At 71.8% G+C, this 17,922-nt stretch carries 15 protein-coding genes; 7 read left to right on the forward strand and 8 right to left on the reverse strand.

Annotation, left to right across the window (positions count from 1 at the left end; translation table 11 throughout):
• Positions 1–35: 35 nt before the first annotated feature.
• Positions 36–2,771: an RNA helicase gene (locus B8281_RS09965; RefSeq protein ID WP_085387627.1), complete on the reverse strand. Its 2,736-nt coding sequence runs from the start codon at positions 2,769–2,771 to the stop codon at positions 36–38.
• Positions 2,772–3,154: 383 nt separating this feature from the next.
• Between B8281_RS09965 and B8281_RS09970 the strand changes: the two genes are divergently transcribed.
• Entirely contained in the window at positions 3,155–8,221 is a 5,067-nt protein-coding gene (locus tag B8281_RS09970) for a glycoside hydrolase domain-containing protein (RefSeq protein WP_198163046.1), read from the forward strand.
• A 118-nt stretch (positions 8,222–8,339) separates the two neighbouring features.
• Complete coding sequence (locus B8281_RS09975) at positions 8,340–8,933, forward strand: YdeI family protein (RefSeq protein WP_043655099.1); 594 nt, start codon at positions 8,340–8,342, stop codon at positions 8,931–8,933.
• A 27-nt stretch (positions 8,934–8,960) separates the two neighbouring features.
• Here the strand turns inward: B8281_RS09975 and B8281_RS09980 are convergent, their stop codons facing one another.
• Together B8281_RS09980 and B8281_RS09985 are read right to left on the reverse strand one after the other, a co-directional pair.
• Positions 8,961–9,788: an aminoglycoside 3'-phosphotransferase gene (locus tag B8281_RS09980; protein WP_085387629.1), complete on the reverse strand. Its 828-nt coding sequence runs from the start codon at positions 9,786–9,788 to the stop codon at positions 8,961–8,963.
• Positions 9,789–9,869: 81 nt separating this feature from the next.
• Positions 9,870–10,859 carry a 3-methyladenine DNA glycosylase gene (locus B8281_RS09985; RefSeq protein WP_369824886.1) on the reverse strand — a complete coding sequence of 330 codons (990 nt, stop codon included), beginning with the start codon at positions 10,857–10,859 and terminating at the stop codon, positions 9,870–9,872.
• Positions 10,860–10,903: 44 nt separating this feature from the next.
• On the opposite strand from B8281_RS09985, the gene B8281_RS09990 reads away from it, so the two are divergent.
• Complete coding sequence (locus tag B8281_RS09990; RefSeq protein ID WP_081895958.1) at positions 10,904–11,632, forward strand: HNH endonuclease family protein; 729 nt, start codon at positions 10,904–10,906, stop codon at positions 11,630–11,632.
• Between the two features lie 7 nt (positions 11,633–11,639).
• Here B8281_RS09990 and B8281_RS09995 read toward each other — a convergent pair whose 3' ends face one another.
• The 4 genes from B8281_RS09995 to B8281_RS10010 form a co-directional block, all read right to left on the reverse strand.
• Positions 11,640–12,689: a PIN-like domain-containing protein gene (locus tag B8281_RS09995; RefSeq protein WP_157446611.1), complete on the reverse strand. Its 1,050-nt coding sequence runs from the start codon at positions 12,687–12,689 to the stop codon at positions 11,640–11,642.
• A 423-nt stretch (positions 12,690–13,112) separates the two neighbouring features.
• Positions 13,113–13,808, reverse strand: coding sequence for a hypothetical protein (locus B8281_RS10000; RefSeq protein ID WP_085387631.1), 696 nt, complete (start codon positions 13,806–13,808; stop codon positions 13,113–13,115).
• An 11-nt stretch (positions 13,809–13,819) separates the two neighbouring features.
• Positions 13,820–14,239 carry a hypothetical protein gene (locus tag B8281_RS10005; protein ID WP_034654486.1) on the reverse strand — a complete coding sequence of 140 codons (420 nt, stop codon included), beginning with the start codon at positions 14,237–14,239 and terminating at the stop codon, positions 13,820–13,822.
• Between the two features lie 150 nt (positions 14,240–14,389).
• Positions 14,390–14,605 (reverse strand): hypothetical protein, encoded by a 216-nt coding sequence (locus B8281_RS10010; protein WP_043655110.1) that lies wholly within the window; start codon positions 14,603–14,605, stop codon positions 14,390–14,392.
• A gap of 397 nt (positions 14,606–15,002) precedes the next feature.
• Between B8281_RS10010 and B8281_RS10015 the strand changes: the two genes are divergently transcribed.
• The 3 genes from B8281_RS10015 (at position 15,003) to B8281_RS19270 (ending at position 16,919) form a co-directional block, all read left to right on the forward strand.
• Positions 15,003–15,788: a hypothetical protein gene (locus B8281_RS10015; RefSeq protein WP_034654492.1), complete on the forward strand. Its 786-nt coding sequence runs from the start codon at positions 15,003–15,005 to the stop codon at positions 15,786–15,788.
• Positions 15,785–16,036, forward strand: coding sequence for a hypothetical protein (locus B8281_RS10020; RefSeq protein ID WP_034654493.1), 252 nt, complete (start codon positions 15,785–15,787; stop codon positions 16,034–16,036). Before B8281_RS10015 ends, B8281_RS10020 begins: the two co-directional genes overlap by 4 nt.
• A gap of 541 nt (positions 16,037–16,577) precedes the next feature.
• Positions 16,578–16,919 carry a hypothetical protein gene (locus B8281_RS19270; RefSeq protein ID WP_137281009.1) on the forward strand — a complete coding sequence of 114 codons (342 nt, stop codon included), beginning with the start codon at positions 16,578–16,580 and terminating at the stop codon, positions 16,917–16,919.
• Positions 16,920–16,950: 31 nt separating this feature from the next.
• Here the strand turns inward: B8281_RS19270 and B8281_RS10030 are convergent, their stop codons facing one another.
• Positions 16,951–17,256, reverse strand: a complete 306-nt coding sequence (locus B8281_RS10030; RefSeq protein ID WP_034654496.1) for an Lsr2 family protein — start codon at positions 17,254–17,256, stop codon at positions 16,951–16,953.
• A 161-nt stretch (positions 17,257–17,417) separates the two neighbouring features.
• Here B8281_RS10030 and B8281_RS10035 point away from each other — a divergent pair, with 161 nt between their 5' ends.
• Positions 17,418–17,921 (forward strand): hypothetical protein, encoded by a 504-nt coding sequence (locus tag B8281_RS10035; RefSeq protein ID WP_128082837.1) that lies wholly within the window; start codon positions 17,418–17,420, stop codon positions 17,919–17,921.
• Position 17,922 lies beyond the last annotated feature (1 nt).

The raw sequence follows: 17,922 nt of genomic DNA on the forward strand, positions 1-17,922 counted from the left end.
GGCGGGGGCCGGCGCGCCCTCCGGTCTCGCCCGGCCTACAGCGGCCCGACGGCGAGCACCGTCACCACGGGCTCGCCCGCCTCGTCGCTCGCCGCGAGGTCGACGCTCGCCGTGATCGCCCAGTCGTGGTCGCCCGCCGGGTCGTCGAGCACCTGCCGCACGAGCCACGTGCCCGCGGGCACCACGCCGCCGGGGGCGTGCTCCGCCGTCGGGCCCTCGTGGCCCGCGGGCAGCTCGGCGCCCGCCTCGACGACGCGGAACAGCGCCGCGGAGCGGGCCCCGGGCCCGATGCCGATCGCGTCGTCGCCCTGGTCCTCGAAGAGCGGGTCGAGCGCGTCGCCCCACGCGTCCGCGTCCCAGCCCGCGCCGCCGTCGAGCGCGCCGAGCGCGCGGTAGTCCTCGCGCGCAGCGAGCTCCACGCGCTTGAACAGCGCGTTGCGCACGAGGCGGCGGAACGAGCGCGGGTTGCCCGTGACGGGACGCGTCGGCGCCTCGGCCCCCGCCCCGGAGAGCGGGCCGTCGCCCACCTCGGTGTCCGCGTCGTCGTCGACCGGGTGCGCCAGGCGCTCCCACTCGTCGAGGAGCGACGAGTCGACGCCGCGCACCAGCTCGCCGAGCCACTCGACGATCTCCTGCACCTCCTCGGTGCGGTGCTCCTCGGGGACGACCTGGCGCAGCGCACGGTAGGCGTCCGCGAGGTAGCGCAGCACCACGCCCTCCGTGCGCTCGAGCCCGTAGACGGACACGAACTCCGCGAACGTCATGGCGCGCTCGACCATGTCACGGACCACGGACTTGGGGGAGAGCTCGGCGTCCGCGACCCACGGGTTGGACCGCTTGTACATCGCGAACGCGGGCGCGAGCAGCTCCTCGAGCGGCTTGGGCCACGTGATCTCCTCGAGCAGCGCCATGCGCTCCTCGTACTCGTACCCCTCGGCCTTCATCGCGGCGACGGCCTCGCCCTTGGCGGCGTTCTGCTGGGCGTAGAGGACCTGGCGCGGGTCGTCGAGCGTCGCCTCGATGACGGAGACGACGTCGAGTGCGTGGGTCGCGCCCTCGACGTCGAGCAGGTCCAGGGCGGCGAGCGCGAACGGCGACAGCGGCTGGTTGAGCGCGAACTCGCGCGGCAGGTCGCCGACAAGGCGCACGCTCGGGCGGTAGCCCGCAGGGCGCGACGGGTCGGGGACGCGCACGCGCTCGACGATCCCCGCGACGCGCAGCGAGCGGTAGATGCGGAACGTCTGGCGCACGTGCTCGCGGCGCTGCGACTCGGTGTCGTGGTTCGCGAGGAGGAGGTGGCGCATGGCCTCGACCGGGTCGCGGCGCGGGTCGCTCGCGTCGGCCTGGCCGCCGCGACCGTGCTGCGCGGTGCGCGCGAGGACGTTGAGCACCATGGCGTGCGTGACGGTGAAGTGGCTCGTCAGCGGCTCGGGCTCGGCGTCGCGCAGGCGCTCGAACGTCGCGTCGGTCCAGTTGACCGAACCCTGCGGCGCCTTCTTGCGGACGATCTTCTTGAGCTTCTTCGGGTCGTCGCCCGCCTTGGCGAGCATCTTGCGGTTCTCGATGACGTGCTCGGGTGCCATGACGAGCACCTCGCCCACGGTGTCGTACCCGGCGCGGCCCGCGCGCCCCGCGATCTGGTGGAACTCGCGTGCCGTGAGGTGGCGCATGCGCTCGCCGTCGAACTTCACGAGGCTCGTGAGCAGCACGGTGCGGATCGGCACGTTGATGCCGACGCCGAGCGTGTCCGTGCCGCACACCACCTTGAGCAGACCTGCCTGCGTGAGGCGCTCGACGACGCGCCGGTACTTGGGCAGCATGCCCGCGTGGTGCACGCCGACGCCGTGGCGCAGGAACTTGCTGAGCGTCTTGCCGAACCCGGTGCCGAAGCGGAAGTCGCCGAGCTCGGCGGCGATCGCCTCTTTCTCGGACTTCGTCGCGACGTTCATCGACAGCAGGGACTGCGCGCGCTCGACCGCGTCCTTCTGCGTGAAGTGCACGACGTACACGGGCGCGCGGCGCGTGCTGACGAGCTCCTCGATGACCTCGGTGAGCGGCTCGACGACGTAGCTGAAGTGCAGGGGGACCGGCCGCTGCGCGGTGGTCACCTCGGCGACGGGCCGGCCGGTGCGCTCCTCGAGCTCCTCGACGAACCGGGTCGTGTCGCCGAGCGTCGCGGACATGAGCAGGAACTGGGTGTTCGGCAGCTCGAGCAGCGGCACCTGCCACGCCCAGCCGCGCTGCGGGTCGGCGTAGAAGTGGAACTCGTCCATGACGACCTGCGAGATCGCGTCCTCGTCGTCCGCACCGGCGTTCTCGCCGCCGCGGCGCAGCGCGATGTTCGCGAGGATCTCGGCCGTGCAGCAGATGATCGGCGCGTCGGGGTTCACGGCGGAGTCGCCCGTCGTCATGCCCACGTTCTTGGAGCCGAACGCCGCGACGAGCGCGAAGAACTTCTCGCTGACGAGCGCCTTGAGCGGCGCGGTGTAGTAGGTGCGGCCGCCGCGGCCCGAGCGGTGCGCGGCGAGCGCCGCGAACTGGGCGCCCATCGCGACGAGCGACTTCCCCGACCCGGTGGGCGTCGAGAGGATGACGTGCGAGCCGGTGACCAGCTCGATGAGCGCCTCGCTCTGGTGCGGGTAGAGCTCGAGGCCCTGCTCCGTCGCCCACGTGGTGAACCCCTCGTAGAGCGCGTCCGGGTCGGGGGCCTTGCCCGTCGGGGCGGGCACGTGCGCGAGGAGAGCCGGGGTGCGGCCGGTCGTGGTGGTCACGGGACGAGTCTGTCAGGTGTCGCGCAGGCGGGTCGCCGGGCCGCAGCCCGGGGCGATAGGCGAGGAGCGAGACGGGGGTTGATAGCGCTGTCAACGTGTGCGAGGGTAGCCCCGGACGTGCACGGGACGCGCGTCCGGCCTCCGCGTCACCGACGACCACCGAGCCCACGCCGCCGTGGGACGGAGGGAGCACCCCTTGCGGTCACCCGCAGATCACCCGCTCGTCACCTGCCCCTGACAGGGTGGCGCGGGCCCGCCCCGGCCCTCCGCGCCATCCCACCCCCTGACCGACCCTGCCGCCCCGGCGCCCCCGCCGGCGGCCTCTGCCCGAGGACACCATGGCCCCCAGCCTGCCGACCCCCCGATCCCTGCACCCCAGACCCGTGACCCCCGCGACCCCGGACCGCCCGCGCCGACCCGCCCCGCGGCTGGTCGCGGGCGCGCTCGCCGTGGCGCTCGCCGTCGTCGGCCTCGCGCCAACGACCGCCGCGAGCGCCGCCCCCGAGCCGCCGTCGGCCGACTACGCGTCCCTGGTCGACGTCTTCGTCGGCACCGAGGGCGACTACGGCAACGACATGCCCGCCGCGCAGGCGCCGAACGGCCTCGCGAAGGTCAACCCGCGCACGACCCCGGGCCGCAACAACACCGGGTACGACTACGCGCAGTCGAAGATCTCGGGCTTCACGCACACCAACCTCGACGGGGTCGGGGGCTCCGGCGGCGGTGGTGACCTCCTCGTGGTGCCTACGTCCGGGTCGTACACGGCGCGCCCCGGCACGGGCACGTACGCGCACCCGTTCTCGCACGACGACGAGGACGCCGGACCGGGCTTCTACTCCGTCGAACTCGGCAACGTCGCGGGCACGGACGGCGCCATCACTGGCGCGCCGGGCACGATCGAGGCCGAGGTCGCGGCCACCACCCGCTCGGGCGTGCACCGCTACGCGTTCCCCGCGGGCTCGACGCCGAGCCTCGTCGTGGACCTCGAGACGAACAACACGAGCCGCCGGTCGTCCTCGGTGCAGGTCGAGACGCGCGCGGACGGCACCGTGGAGCTGTCCGGACAGGTCACGGGCTACTTCTACAACGCGGCCTACACGCTGTACTACACCGCGCGCACGCTCCAGCCCGCGACGGTGCAGACCTGGGGCGACGACGACCGGCTCGTCGACGCGACGGCCCAGGACGGCGTCGACACCGGCGCGATCCTCACGTTCGACCCGGCGGACGCCGGGGAGATCGGGCTCCAGGTCACCCTGTCGCCGGTGAGCGTCGAGCAGGCGCGGATCGACCAGCAGGTCGAGCTCGGCGACCTGTCGTTCGACGCGATCCGCGACCGCACGCGCGCGGAGTGGAACGCGACGCTCGGGCGGGTCGCGATCGACGCGTCGACGGCGACGGACCCGACGGGCGAGCTCCAGCAGCTCTTCTACACGCACCTCTACCGCATGTTCGCCATGCCGATGAACGCGACGAGCACCTCGGGCACGTACCGCGGCGTCGACGGCGCGGTGCACGCCGCGCAGGGCTTCACGTACTACGACTCGTGGGCCACGTGGGACGACTTCCGCAAGTTCTCCGTCATCGCGTACATCGACCCGGCGCTGTACCGGGACATGGTGCAGTCGCTGGTCTACCTGTTCGCGGACGCCGAGGCGACGGGGACCGGCGGCGGGCTCGGCGGGTTCGTGCACTCCGTCCCGACGGTGCGCTGGGAGCGGTCGTCGGTCGTGGTCGCGGACGCGATCGCCAAGGGCTTCGACGGGTTCGACCGCCTCGACGAGGCGTACCCGGCGCTGCAGCGCCTCGTGGGGCAGTACAGCGCGGACGAGCTCCGGCGTGGCTACGTGGCGGGCAACCCCGGCGCGTCCGTGCAGCGCGGCTACGACCAGTACGGCCTGTCCGTGATCGCGGACGAGCTCGGGCTGACCGACGAGGCCCAGACGCTGCGCGAGCAGGCGTCGTGGCCGATCGAGAAGCTCACCAAGCCGGGCGCGTGGACCGCGGCCGACGGCACGCCGGTCGGCCTCCTCACCCCGCGTGCCGCCGACGGCTCGTGGCAGAGCGCGGACCACGAGCGCTTCGAGGCCGCGAGCCTCTACCAGGGCACGCTCTGGCAGTACCACTGGTACGACGCGTACGACATGGACGCGCTCGTCGAGGCGATGGGCGGCCCCGAGGCGGCCCGCCTCGCGATGCGCCACATGTTCGGGGAGCACGCACCGGACGACGGCAAGGCCATGCTCCACTCGAACGCCAACGAGATCGACCTGCAGGCGCCGTACCTGTTCAACTACACGGGCGAGCCGAGCCTCACGCAGAAGTGGGCGCGCGCGATCTACACGAAGGAGACCTGGAACCGGTACATCGCGACCGGCTCCTCGAGCGCCGTCCCGAGCGGCGGCGGCGAGTTCACGCCGCCCGTGAGGACGAAGGTCTACCGGCTCGACCCGCGCGGGATGCTCCCCACGATGGACAACGACGCGGGGACGATGTCGACGATGTTCGTCGCCGCGGCCGTCGGGCTGTTCCCGGTGACCGCGGGCTCGTCCCAGTTCCAGGTCGGGTCGCCGTTCTTCGACTCGACGACCATCACCTACGACGACGGCAGCGCCTTCACGGTCACGGCCGACGGCGTCTCCGAGGACGCGTTCTACGTCCAGTCCGCGACGCTCGACGGCGCGACGTTCGGCAACACGTGGGTCGACTACGCCACCGTGGTCGGGGGAGCCGACCTCGCGTTCCGCATGGGCGAGCAGCCGAGCGACTGGGGCACGGACACCGCGCCCGCGTTCTCGATGAGTACCGCGACCGACGAGCCGGCCGAGGGACCGCGCGTCAGCGCCGAACCGACCACCGTGCAGACCGGCGACGGCGGCGCGCTCGACGCGACCGTGACGCTCACGCTCGACGGCGCCCGCCTCGCCGCGCCCGCCGGCACGGACCTCGTCACGAGCGGGACGGCGAGCGTCGTCGGGCTGCCCGACGGCGTCACGGCGGCCGTGACGGTCGCGTCGCCGACCGCGCTGACCGTCTCCCTGACGGGGACGGCGTCCGCCGACGCGCGCTTCTTCGTGCACCTGCGCGACGCCGCGCTCGCCGACGGCGTCGCCGCGGCGTCGCTCCAGGGACAGGGCGTCTCGGTGCGCTCGCCCCTGCGGCTGTCCGTGGCGTCCGCCGAGCGCGACGCGCTCGCCGCGCTCGTCGACGACGCCGTGCTCGTGCGGCACGGGAACTACTCCTCGGTGACGTTCGACCGGTTCTCCACCGCGCTGACGAAGGCGCAGGAGGCCCTCGGTGACGAGGCCGCGACGAGCATCGCGCTGCGGTTCGCGGCCGACCGGCTCGGTGCGGCGGCCGACGCGCTCGACCTCACGGGCGGCGGGTACCGCACGCTCGAGGCCGAGCAGTCCGAGGCGTGGTCGGGCGGGGAGCTGAAGAACGAGGCGAACAGCTCGTCCGGCAACCTCGGCGGCGTGCGCTCCGGGTCGTGGGTGCAGTACCGCGACATGACCTTCGAGACCGCCGCCGGGGACACCCCGCCGCGCTTCCTCACGGTCCGGTACGACACGAGCTTCGCCCCGACGGACACGCCGAGCACCGTGCGCGTGCACGCGGGCGACGTGAGCGGCCCTGTGGTCGCGACCGTCGACCTGAAGGGCACGAGCGGCTGGGGCAAGTACACCGAGGTCACGGCGGAGCTCGGCGACGTGCAGGCGCTCGTCGACGCGCAGGTCGTCACGTTCGAGCTGCTCGCGCCGTCCGGGCGGAGCTGGGTCGGCAACTTCGACTGGTTCCGGTTCAGCGCCGAGGACCCGGCTGCCCCAGGTCAGCCGGGCGAGTCCCCGACGGTGACGATCGAGGCCGAGGACTGGACCGCGAGCTCCGGTCGCGGGCTCAAGAAGGAGTCCTCGACGTGGACGAGCGGTCCGGTGACGAACGTCGGCGGCACCGCGGACGGCGACTGGATCGCCTACGGCGAGGTCGACCTGGGTGAGCTCCCGCTCGGCGAGCTGTCGGTCCACTACGTGCACAACGCCAACCGGTCCGGGAACAACTCCGCGCTGTCGGTGTACCTCGACGCGTTCGACCCGGCGAACCCGGGCGAGCCGTTCGTCACCGTGCCGCTGCCGACGACCGGGTCGAGCTGGACCGCGGACGGGACCGCGACCGTCGTCCTGCCCGAGACGGTGCAGGGGACGCACGAGGTGTTCGTGCGCCTGTCGACCGAGCCGTACGCCGACCACCCGTACGTCGCGAACCTCGACAGCCTGACGTTCGCGCCGGGCGGCCCGACGTCGGTCGTCGTCGAGTCCGAGGCCTGGACGTCGAACTCCGGCCGCGGGCTGAAGAACGAGAGCTCGACGTGGACGAGCGGTCCGGTGACGAACGTCGGCGGCACCGCGGACGGCGACTGGCTCGCCTACGGCGAGATCGACCTCGGCTCCGCCGCGCTCGACCAGCTCTCCGTGCGCTACGTGCACAACGCGAACCGGTCCGGGAAGAACTCGGCCCTGTCGGTGTACCTCGACGCGTTCGACCCGGCCAACCCGGGCGAGCCGTTCGTCACCGTCCCGCTGGCGAACACCGGGTCGAGCTGGACCACGGACGGGACCGCCGTCGTCGACCTGCCGAGCACGGTGCGCGGCAAGCACCAGGTGTGGGTGCGCCTGTCCACCGAGGCGTACGCCGACCACCCGTACGTCGCCAACCTCGACAGCATGCGCTTCTTCACCGACGCGTACGACGTCGAGGTCCCGCCGACCGACACCGCGGCGCTCGCGGCGGTGGTCGACGCGGCCGGGACGCCCGAGGCGGAGATCGCGCGGTACGGCCGGATCGACGCGCGCGTCTTCACACGCGAGCTCGCGGCGGCACGGTCCGTGCTCGCCGACGCCGGCGCCACCCAGGCGCAGGCCGACGAGCGGGCGCGGCGCCTCGGCCTGGCGACCGACCAGCTCGTGCCCGCCGAGCGCCGTCGGCTCGAGAACCTCGTGGCGAGCGCCGAGGCCCTGACCGACGAGGGGTACAGCCCCGAGTCCTGGCAGGCCTTCCGCACGGCTCTCGCCGCGGCGACCGGGACGCTCGACGACGCGGCGGCGTCCGACGAGGCGCTGCACGACGCGCGGCTCGCGCTCCAGGGCGCCGTCGACGCCCTGGAGGAGCCGGCCGACGTCGTGCTCGTCGAGGTCGAGGTCAGCCCGCGCTGCCTCGCCGGCAAGCCCTACGTCGCGGTCCGCGCGGTGAACGTCTCCGACGCGGCCGTCGACGTCGAGCTGGCGTCGTCACTGGGCACGAGGTCGTTCGTCGGCGTCGCGCCGGGGGCGAGCGCGTACCAGTCGTTCGCCGCGCGGTCCGCGACGGGCGACCTGGACGTCACCGTCACGGCGACGGGAGCGGACGGGACGCAGACCGTCGAGCAGGTCGTCACCGTCCCGTCCTGCTCCTGACCGCAGGACGCACCACCGACCCGGGAGGCGCCGACGGGGCGCCTTCCGGGTCGGCACCCTGGCGCCTCCGCGGCGGACCGGGCACGCTGGAGCCCCGACCGACGACGGAGGCGCCACCGTGACCGAGGAGTACCAGGGCCGGCCCGCGTTCCACGCGCAGACCCCCGCGGAGTGGCGGGCGTGGCTCGCCGCGCACCACGACGACCCCGAGCCCGGGGTCTGGCTCCTCACGTGGCGGCGCGAGAGCGGCCGGCCGACGTTCGGGTACGAGCCGTGGATCGAGGAGGCGCTGTCCTACGGCTGGATCGACGGGCAGGCCGCGACCGTCGACCAGGACCGGCATGCGCTGTGGTTCACGCGCCGCCGCCCCGGCTCCCGGTGGACGCGCCTCAGCAAGGAGCGGGTCGCGCGCGTCGAGGCGGACGGGCGCCTCACGGACGCGGGGCGCGCCGTCGTGGAAGCGGCCCGGGCGGACGGGTCCTGGACCCGGCACGACGACGCGGAGGCGCTCGTCGTCCCCGACGACCTCGCCGCGGCGCTCGGCGAGCGGCCCGACGCGCGGGCCCGCTTCGACGCCTTCACGCCCGGCGTGCGGCGCTCGATCCTCGGCTGGATCGTCGAGGCGAAGCGGCCCGACACCCGGGCGCGCCGGATCGCGGAGACCGCCGAGCTCGCCGAGCAGGGCGTCGCCGCCCACCAGCCGCGTCGCTGACGGCGCACGGCGCGCCGCACCCCGCCGTCAGGACAGGTCCCAGAGCAGCCGGTAGTACGCGATGCGCTCCGGGTCGGGGTCGATGCCGTAGCCCGCGTAGACGTGGCCGTCGTACCCGGGGCCGTAGTTCCACTCCGTGCTCCACGCCGCGACGGCGAGGTCCGCCCAGCGGTCCGCGACCCCGAGCGACCCGAGGTCGACGTGCGCGGCGAACGTGCCGTCGTCGTGCAGGAGCGTGTTCGGCACGCACGCGTCCCCGTGGCACACGACGAGGCGGTCGACCGGGGGAGCGTCGTCGAGCCGGGCGCGCGCCTCGGCGACGGCCAGACCGCGGTGCTCGGGGAACCACTCGTCGGGCCCGTGCCCCCGTGCGAGCCGGTCGTCGGCGTTCGCGACACGCTGCGCGACGGACCAGGTGAAGGGGCACGACGCGACCGGGAGCGCCTCGTGCAGCGCGCGCAGCCCGCGGCCGATCGCGACCGCCGCGACCGCCGGGTCGCCTGTCCAGCGCGCCTCGACCGCCGACCGCCCCGCGACGGCCTGCGTCACGAGCCACGAGCCGTCGTCGTCCGCGCCCTGGTCGAGGACGCGCGGCACGGGGGTCCGGTCGCCGACCCACGCGAGCCGCTCGGCCTCTCCCGCCAGGTCGATCTCCGGGACGCCCGCCGGGACCCACTTCGCGTACCGGACCGGTCGCGCGGCCTCGCCGCCGCGCGGGTCGAGACGGAACGTCAGCCCGCCGACGGTGTTGCGCCAGACCGGGGTGACGGCGTCGTCCCCCGCGAGCGCGCGGACGACGGCGGGGACGGCCACGGGGCCCGTGGGGATCTCGGCGATGGTCTCGGCGCGGCTCACGCGGGCGATCCTCGCACGCGGGCCGGTCGCCGGTCACAGCCGTCGCCGGCGCGACGCCGGTCTCGTCTGCGCGTCGGCGCGTCAGCGGGGAGAGCGGGCGGCCACGCCGTCCGGCGGGAGCAGCGCGTCGCACGCGGCGACGAGCCGCTCGCGCAGCGCCGCCCCGCGGGCGGCGAACGCGCGCTGGTGCCGCACGTACTCGGCCTTGCCCTCGGGCGTCTCGATCGCCACCGGCTCCAGCCCGTACGACGACACGTCGTAGGGCGACGCCTGCATGTCGACGACGCGGACGTCGCGCGCGAGCTCGAAGGCGTCGAGCACGACGTCCCCGGGGACGGCCGGCGTGAGCTTGAGCGCCCACTTGTAGAGGTCCATCGTCGCGTGCAGGCACCCCGGCTGCTCCAGGGCCGGCTGCGTCTCGCGCGTCGGCCGCAGGCGGTTGAGCGGACCGGCCTCGGGCGTGAAGAAGCGGAACGCGTCGAAGTGGGAGCACTGCACGGGGTGGTCCTCGACGACCCGGTCCGTCCCCTCGTGCCCGAGCCGCAGGGGGAGCGGGTGCCGGTGGTCGCGCCCGGCCGCCTTGTCGCGGTAGACCATGGCCCACTCGTGGAGCCCGAAGCAGCCGAACCGGCCCGGGCGCGACGCGGTGGCGTCGAGCAGGGCGCGCAGGTACCGCACGGTGTCGCCGCGGTCGGCGAGGAACGCGTCGGTGTCGAGCGCGAGGCCGTCGGGCGTGCGCCGGTACCAGCGCCATCCGGCGCGGTCGGCGTAAGGGTCGGGCGCCGCGTCGGTGCCCGGTACCGCACCGCTCGCGGCGGTCGGGGGAGCCAGCACGACGCCCGGCCCCGGGTGCCAGCGCCGGAGCTGGGCCGGACGCGTGGGGTAGTAGGTGAAGAGGAAGTCCTCGATCGCGTGCTTCTGCCCGAGCGGCTTGCGGTGCCGCCACCCGGCCGTGAGCGCGTCCGCGCGCTCGGCGTGGGCGCGGTCGAGCTCCGCCCACTCCGCGACAGGCAGCACGACGGGGCGGACGACGGGCGTCGTCCGGTGGGTCGCGGTGGCGGTCGCAGGCACGCACCCAGGGTACGAGAGCCCACGGGGAAGCCCTAGGAGGACGCGTGCCACGGAAACGAACCGTCACCATCTCGACCCTCGTCGTCGCCGCGCTCGCGTGCGCAGGCATCGCCACGGCGCGCGACGACTTCCCAGCCCTGCTCGACGAACTCCGCGAGACGGCGGGCAGCTCCGCGCAACTGCCGGACGCCACCGCATCACCCGACCCCTCCGTCGACGTCGAGGAGGTTCGGGCGCTACTCGATGAGCTCGAGGTCAAGGGCCGCGCGCCCAAGGCCGGCTACGACCGAGACCTCTTCGGGCCTGCCTGGGCCGACACCGACCGCAACGGATGCGACACCCGCAACGACGTGCTGCGCCGCGACCTCACTGCCGTCACCTTCAAGCAGGGCACGAACGGCTGCGTCGTCCTGAGCGGGACGCTCCAGGACCCCTACACCGGGCAGTCGATCAACTTCGAGCGCGGGCAGGACACGTCCTCGGCCGTCCAGATCGACCACGTTGTCGCCCTCGCCGACGCATGGCAGAAGGGCGCCCAGAAGTGGAGTGCTGAGACCCGCGAGCAGTTCGCCAACGACCCGTTGAACCTGCGTGCGGTCGACGGACCGACGAACCAGCAGAAGGGAGCGGGCGACGCCGCCACGTGGCTCCCCCCGGCCAAGGGCTACCGATGTGAGTACGTCGCTGCGCAGGTCGCGGTGAAGAGCGCGTACGGCCTGTGGGTCACCGCGGCCGAGGCCGACGCCATCGAGCGTGTACTGGAGGGCTGCTGAATCTCGCTCAGCTTGTGCCCTCGTCATCCGGTTCTTCGGGCGGTGGTTCTTGCTCTGAGCGTTCGTGTCGGATGAAGTCTGCGTGCGTGAGCTGTTGGCGCAGCGCCCGGAGTGCCTCCGCCATCTCGGGCGTCAACGGCACCTTGTAGTGGCTGCCGAAGAGGTGACCCACCTCGTGGATCTGCGAGCTCAACCCACGGCTCGCTGCCGCGATCAGACGCTCCCGGTCGCTGTCAGAGAGGTTCCAACTGGGGCCATAGGTCCGGAGAAGATCGTTCTCGACGGCGGACGCTGCCGCGGATACGGTGAGACGGCCCCGGAAGTCGGTGATCCGTTCCAGGGCCCGCTCGGCCTCGACCGCCGCCGCGAGCTCGTCCTCCTCCTCCAGGTTCTGGGACGTGACGGAGATGGCGAGGGCGTCGTCAGCCTTCCTCAAGAGCTCGCGCGTGGAGAGCTGGTAGTACCTCTGTCCCGTCTCGCGCTGGAACTCCGACACCAGGAGCGGGTGCGGCACGTCGCGCCCGCCCGGGACCTTCTGCCACCAATCCGTCTTGGCGTCGTCGGTGATGAGGACGACGTCGGTCCCGTTCTTCCTGGCGTGGGCGAGCACCTCGCACCACAGCAGGTAGTCACCCGCCGCCGCGGACACGCCGCGGCCAGTGATCTTGTGCGCGTCGTCGAACCCCGGGGGTAGGCGCAAGGGGACGCGGACCGTCTCGAAGTCGCGGGCACGCTTCGCGACCTTCTTCGCCCGAGGGGCTCGGCCGACCTGGTCGTCGTCGAGCAGTGTTTCGAGCTCGGCGAGGACAGGGTCGTCGCTCTGGTCGATGCGGTGCGGGTCGTCCTTCTCGAGCTCATCGAGTCCGTCGACGATCGCCTTGACCAGCGGGTTGATGAGCTCCTTCACGCGGGTGGTCGTCTCGTCGTAGCGGCCTTCGCCGCCGCCGAAGGTCTTCACGGACTTCTGGAGCGCGTCCGCCGCCGCGCGGACCGTCTCGTAGGCGGTGCCGATCCCGGCCGCGACCTCGCGACGGTTGCGGTGGAACTCGATGCCCACCTGGTGGGGGAGGAAGAGCCGGGGGCCGATCGCCTTCAGTACCTTGAGTCGCGTGGCGCGCAGGGTCAGGGGAGACGCGGTAGAGGCCGAGCAGCACGTTGGTGTCGAGCACGACCGTCGCCTCACGCAGGGCGGTGTTGACCTCGTCGTCGTCGGGCCGCTCGTAGTGGTGGCTGAACTGGGTTCGCACGCGCACACGCTACGCCCTCGGCGCTCGCTGTCGGTGGGGGCCGATACGCTCCCGCACGGCGACGCCCCTACCGGCTACCCCCTGAGCTGGTCGGGGCTCGTCGCGTCTGGGCTCAGCGGCGCTCGACGGCGTCTGCCCAGAGCCACGCCCAGCCCTCGCTTCCCTCGCGCGAGACGTATTCCCCGGCTATTCGGTCCTCGTCGGGCTCATGCGTCGGTGCCACGCCCGTGCCCTCAGGCATCAGGTCGGATGTACGGCGTCACCTTGACAAGGCCCGTTGGAAGATCAGAGACCGCTCGCGCAAGGTCTGGTGTCACGAGTTTCACCTCGAGGAGGACCTGCGGCTGCACCTGCTCTGTTACCGCTTCGCCGAAGGCGCTGAGCAGTTCGTCGGGGACGTGCGCGTACAGGCCTCGGGCCGTCCCCAGCTCGGTTCGGGTCCATTGGCACCGGACGATCCGGAACTGGGTGATTGGTATGCCCTCCGCGCGCAGCACGCGTTGGGCGGTGGGGGCGTCGAACACGCACAAGTCGCCGACGAGGTCGCTCCCTGGCGTGGTGTGCGCTGCGGCGAGCAGGTCTGCGGCCGTGAGCGCGTCGAGCGCCTTTCTCAGGATGGCGTAGCGCGATGGCTCGATCGGTCTGCCGGCAGAGGCTCTCTGCTGGAGGGGCTTGGGTTCCTCGCGCGTGACGGTCACGCGGGAGACGGCGATGCCGGAGCCGTCCCAGATCCCGTGCACCTTCAGCAGCTCGTCAGGTCGAAGGGTGGGCTCGGGTGGATCGGGCCACGTGGTCCTTACCGTCCATGGCGAGTCGTAAGGGGCAGTCTGCGCATGTTCCGGGTCGAGGGCGAGGCCTGTCTCGCCCTCGACCACAATGGGGAGTCCGGCGGCCACCACTCGTGACCCCGGCTGCAGCCCTTCGATCACGGTGATGGCGCTCAGTAGTTCGTCCCCACCATGACCATCCAGTAGTAGTACCCGGTCGGGCAGCCCGGCACGTAGAACCGCTGGCACTTCCATGACTTGAAGTCCGGTGCCACCTTCTTCAGGTACGCCATACGAGACTGACAGTTCGCAGACGACGTGATGTGGAAACCGTCGTAGGGCGTCCAGGTGATGACCTGCGGCGTGACGATGACCCCGCCGTCATCAGTGTCGACAGCGCCCCGCTCATCGATGCCCTGGAGCTCGCTGGCGACGTGAAGCTGGGCAACCTCGGCCTGGGCGTTCTCAGCAGCTGCGCACGCCGCTGCTGCGGCTGCCGGGCGAGCGCCGACAAGTAGGGCAACCAGGATCGTTGCCAGCACGGCAAGGGGGATCAACCCCTTGCGTGTACGCAAAGCGATCGATTCGTTCATTTCCACGCTCCTCTCTCGTCGGGAGCGTGCGCGAACTCCTGCAGCCCCCTGCTGGTGCCTGGGACGGTACGCCCGAACGTGTTCCTTGTCTCGGGATACCTCGGCCCGCCCGGCTCTGCAGCAGTCGCTACGGGCAACTCGAGGCTCCACTCAACTACCTGACCTGCACAAACAGATCCGATAGCCGGTTAACAGGTAGCGCACGTGGACCTGGCGGCCCGCCCATGCGACGGCCTCGCCGTCGACGCGGGCCTCGCCGCTCTGGCGCTGCGTGACCCACGCGCGCACCGGGATGCCCTCGGCCGGTCGCACGATCCGCTCGCCGCGCCGCGCGAGCTCGGGCGCTTCATCGGCGTGGTCGCGCATCGGGACCGTCTCGATGCCGGACGGTCAGCCGCCCGGAGGCGGACGTCGACGAGTACCCACGACACAATCGTAGTCGAACACCAGTTCTATTGGGTTCTCGCCAAGGCGTCGTCGACGTAGGCGACGCAACTGCTGAGCCCGCACATCTCGTCGCACCCGGATGTTCTCCAGGGTGTTGTTGTCGACGCGGGCCTGACGAGGAGGAGAGGAGCCCGCGGCCAGCGGCGCGTAGCGGGGGTACGAGGCCGGAAGACGGCCCGAAGGCCATTCAGCCCCGAACGGGTGACAAAGGTCCTCGATCTTGTGTCTGGGCGAGCACCTGGCCGAGGTGACTGCCACGGTGGGGCGCGTCGGCCCGCAGGGGGCCAGACGCTTCAGTCGAAGGAGACCGCCAGGCATGAAGCAGCAGATGAGGCGCTCGACCACAGCACTCGTCACCGTGATGGCGCTCTGCGCCGCATCCATTCCCACGGCTGCCGCGCAGGAATCGAGCACCGCCACACAAGACCCGACCACGGACGTGGCCGTGCTTGATGGCCTCGATCCTCAGGCCGAGGTCCTAGTGATCGACGTCGGTGAGGGGCCCGGAGACCTGAGCACCCTTGTCGTCGACGTCAACGACCTGACCGAACGTGAGCAGCACGAGGTGGCGAGCGACCTTGAGATCATGCTCGACGCTGACGCCACCGCACAGGTGCTGCCCGCCGGTGAGGCTGAGAGCCAGCTCGCGCTCGACACAACAGTCGGGGCGGCGCTGCGCGAGGCGGGCGCACCCCAGGGCGGCGGGGGTGTCGTCACCGCGATGAAGACCGCGGCGACAGTCTCGATCAAGTGCAAGGCTGACCGCGAGTTCGTCGACGCCAACAATCGGCTCAGCATCCAGAACAACTGCCCCGTCAAGAAGGTCCACTGGGGGCTGCGTCTGAGCGACGGCTTGAAGAGCATCATCAACTCAACCGTCACTGAGCGTGGTGCCAAGGGCTGGCGTAACGGGATCTCCCTCGGCATGAACGCCCGCCACGCCAACGTGGGCAAGACCTACTGGTTCCACGGCGGGTTCTCGATGAACAGCGTGCCTGCGACATTCAAGTTCGATGACCAGTTCACGTTCACCATCCGCTCGGGAGGCAAGACCCTGCCTGCCTCGCTCTACGTCTGCAAGACCGTCAGGCTGACCGCATGAGCGCCAGCGACAAGCCCCCTGCCGCGGACCTCGCCACCATCACGACCTGGCTCCCCGAGGAGTCCCATGGGGTCGCCACGACCGACACCGATCGCCATGAGGTCTGGATCTTCTTCCCGATGCTCCGCGGCGGATTGCGCACCGACCAGCTCTACGTCGGTAAGCGAGTGCACCTCACCTACGAGCCGACCCCCGACCAAGACGGCTACAAGTGGATCGGGATCGAGGTAACGCCGCTACCCCGATAGTGTCCGGCGCGGGCCCGCAGACACGGGCCCGCGCCCTCGCACTGCCTGCCGCGTGACAGACACCGTCCACGATGCAGAAAGCCAGCATTCCCAACGATCTCTCGCGTCTCGCTCAGGGGAATACGTGTTCGAACAGCGGCGTAGCCTGGACGGGTGACGACGACCGCGCTCGACCCGCTCGAGGTGGCTCGCGCGACCTTGCGTCGCGCCGAGCTACGCACGGGCGTGCGCGCGTCGACGCCGGGCGTCGTCGACCTCGACGACGGCCTGCGGCCGCTCGGCGCGATTCTCGACGACGGGCGCCTGCCGCGTGGCACAGCGAGCGTCGTGACGGGCTCGACGTCGCTCCTGCTCGCGCTACTCGCGACCTCCCAGGGCACCTCGGACTGGCTCGCCGTCGTCGGCGCGCCCGACGTCGGGATGCTCGCGGCCAACGACGCGGGCGTGGCGCTCGACCGCGTCGCCCTGGTCCCCAAGGTAGGGGAGGACCCTGCGGGCGTCGTCGCGGCCCTCCTGGGTCGTCGCGGCCCTCCTGGACGGTATGACCTACGTCGTAGTAGGCCCCGACGCCCACCTCAGCCCATCCGAGCGACGCCGCTTGCTCGCCCGCGCGCGAGAACGCGGCTCGGGGCTGGTGAGTGTCTCACCGTGGGATCAGGCCGCGGTGCGTCTCGACGTCGTCGAGCGCCGCTGGGCGGGGCCGGACCGTGGGGCCGGCTACCTGCGTCGTTGCGAACTCGACGTCGCTCGCACGGCACGCGGCATGACGGACCGCTGGACACTCACCCTGCCCATGCCGGGAAGCCCGCTCGTCGACGCCGTCGACGGCCAAGCGCGCCCGGCAGCGTCGACGCGCCGCACGCGGCTGCGCCTCGTCGGGTAGGGCCTCGCCGCTCGGCGCTCGCGGCCCCGGGTCAGCGGTTGTTGTACGCCTCGACGACGGCGGCCGAGATGCGGCCGCGGTCAGACACCTCGTGCCCGTTCTCGCGCGCCCACTGACGGATCGCTGCCCGGTCGTCGCCACTGGCGGCGGGCACGGTGCGCCGTCCAGCGCGTCGTCCGGCGTCGATGAAGGGCTGGAGCGCGCGCAGGAGCTCGTCGCGGTGCTCGTCGTTGAGGTCGATCTCGTAGACGGTGTTCTGCCACGCGAACCGGTAGGGCTTCGCACCCTCCGTGCCGTCCAAGTCGTCGGTCACGATCACGCGCTTCTGCTGCACCATGCGCCCCATGATCGGGCATCGGCGCCCATGGACGCACCAGAACGGTGCTGGCCCCGTCCCAGCGCTTCGCAAGTGGCCCTCAGGCAGAGGCTCGGGTGATTTCCTGCGCGCTGGCGTCGTCCGGCGTTGAGCCCTCGGGCGGGGGCTGGCTATGGTCAAGCATGAGCAACCAACCGGAGGACCCGCGTGACCCTGACTACGAGGGTCGACGGTTCGCTAGCGACGAAGAAGCCGCCGCGGCATTGCCTGAACCGAGTCTCGACGACCCAGTCGCCGTGGGCATCTTGTTCCTCAAAGCGCTGCGAGACCCGGTGCAGTACTCGAATGCGCTCCACAATCTTGTCACTCCGGAGTCGCTCGACGCCTGGGGAGATTTTTCAGAGGCCGCGAAAGGCCTCGAGGCTATTCAGAACCCGGGCTTTGGAAGCAGGGCAAACAGGGCTCACGATGCCTCGGACGTTGCGTACGTCAAGATTCTCTCCAACATCGAACAATCGTACGAGGTAACAGAGGAGCAGGTGGTCCTCGCAGCAGCGGTGGTGACGCTTGTCTGGAGGCCTGAGTTCGGGCAATGGATGGTACATGGGCTCGGCGACCACATTCGCCCCGAAGACCTGCCACGTACCTCTCCCAACGATGCGCCAGAGGAGAGTCCGGAACCGTAGA

The organism is Cellulosimicrobium sp. TH-20, from assembly GCF_002105775.1.
GTDB classification, from domain to species: domain Bacteria; phylum Actinomycetota; class Actinomycetes; order Actinomycetales; family Cellulomonadaceae; genus Cellulosimicrobium; species Cellulosimicrobium funkei.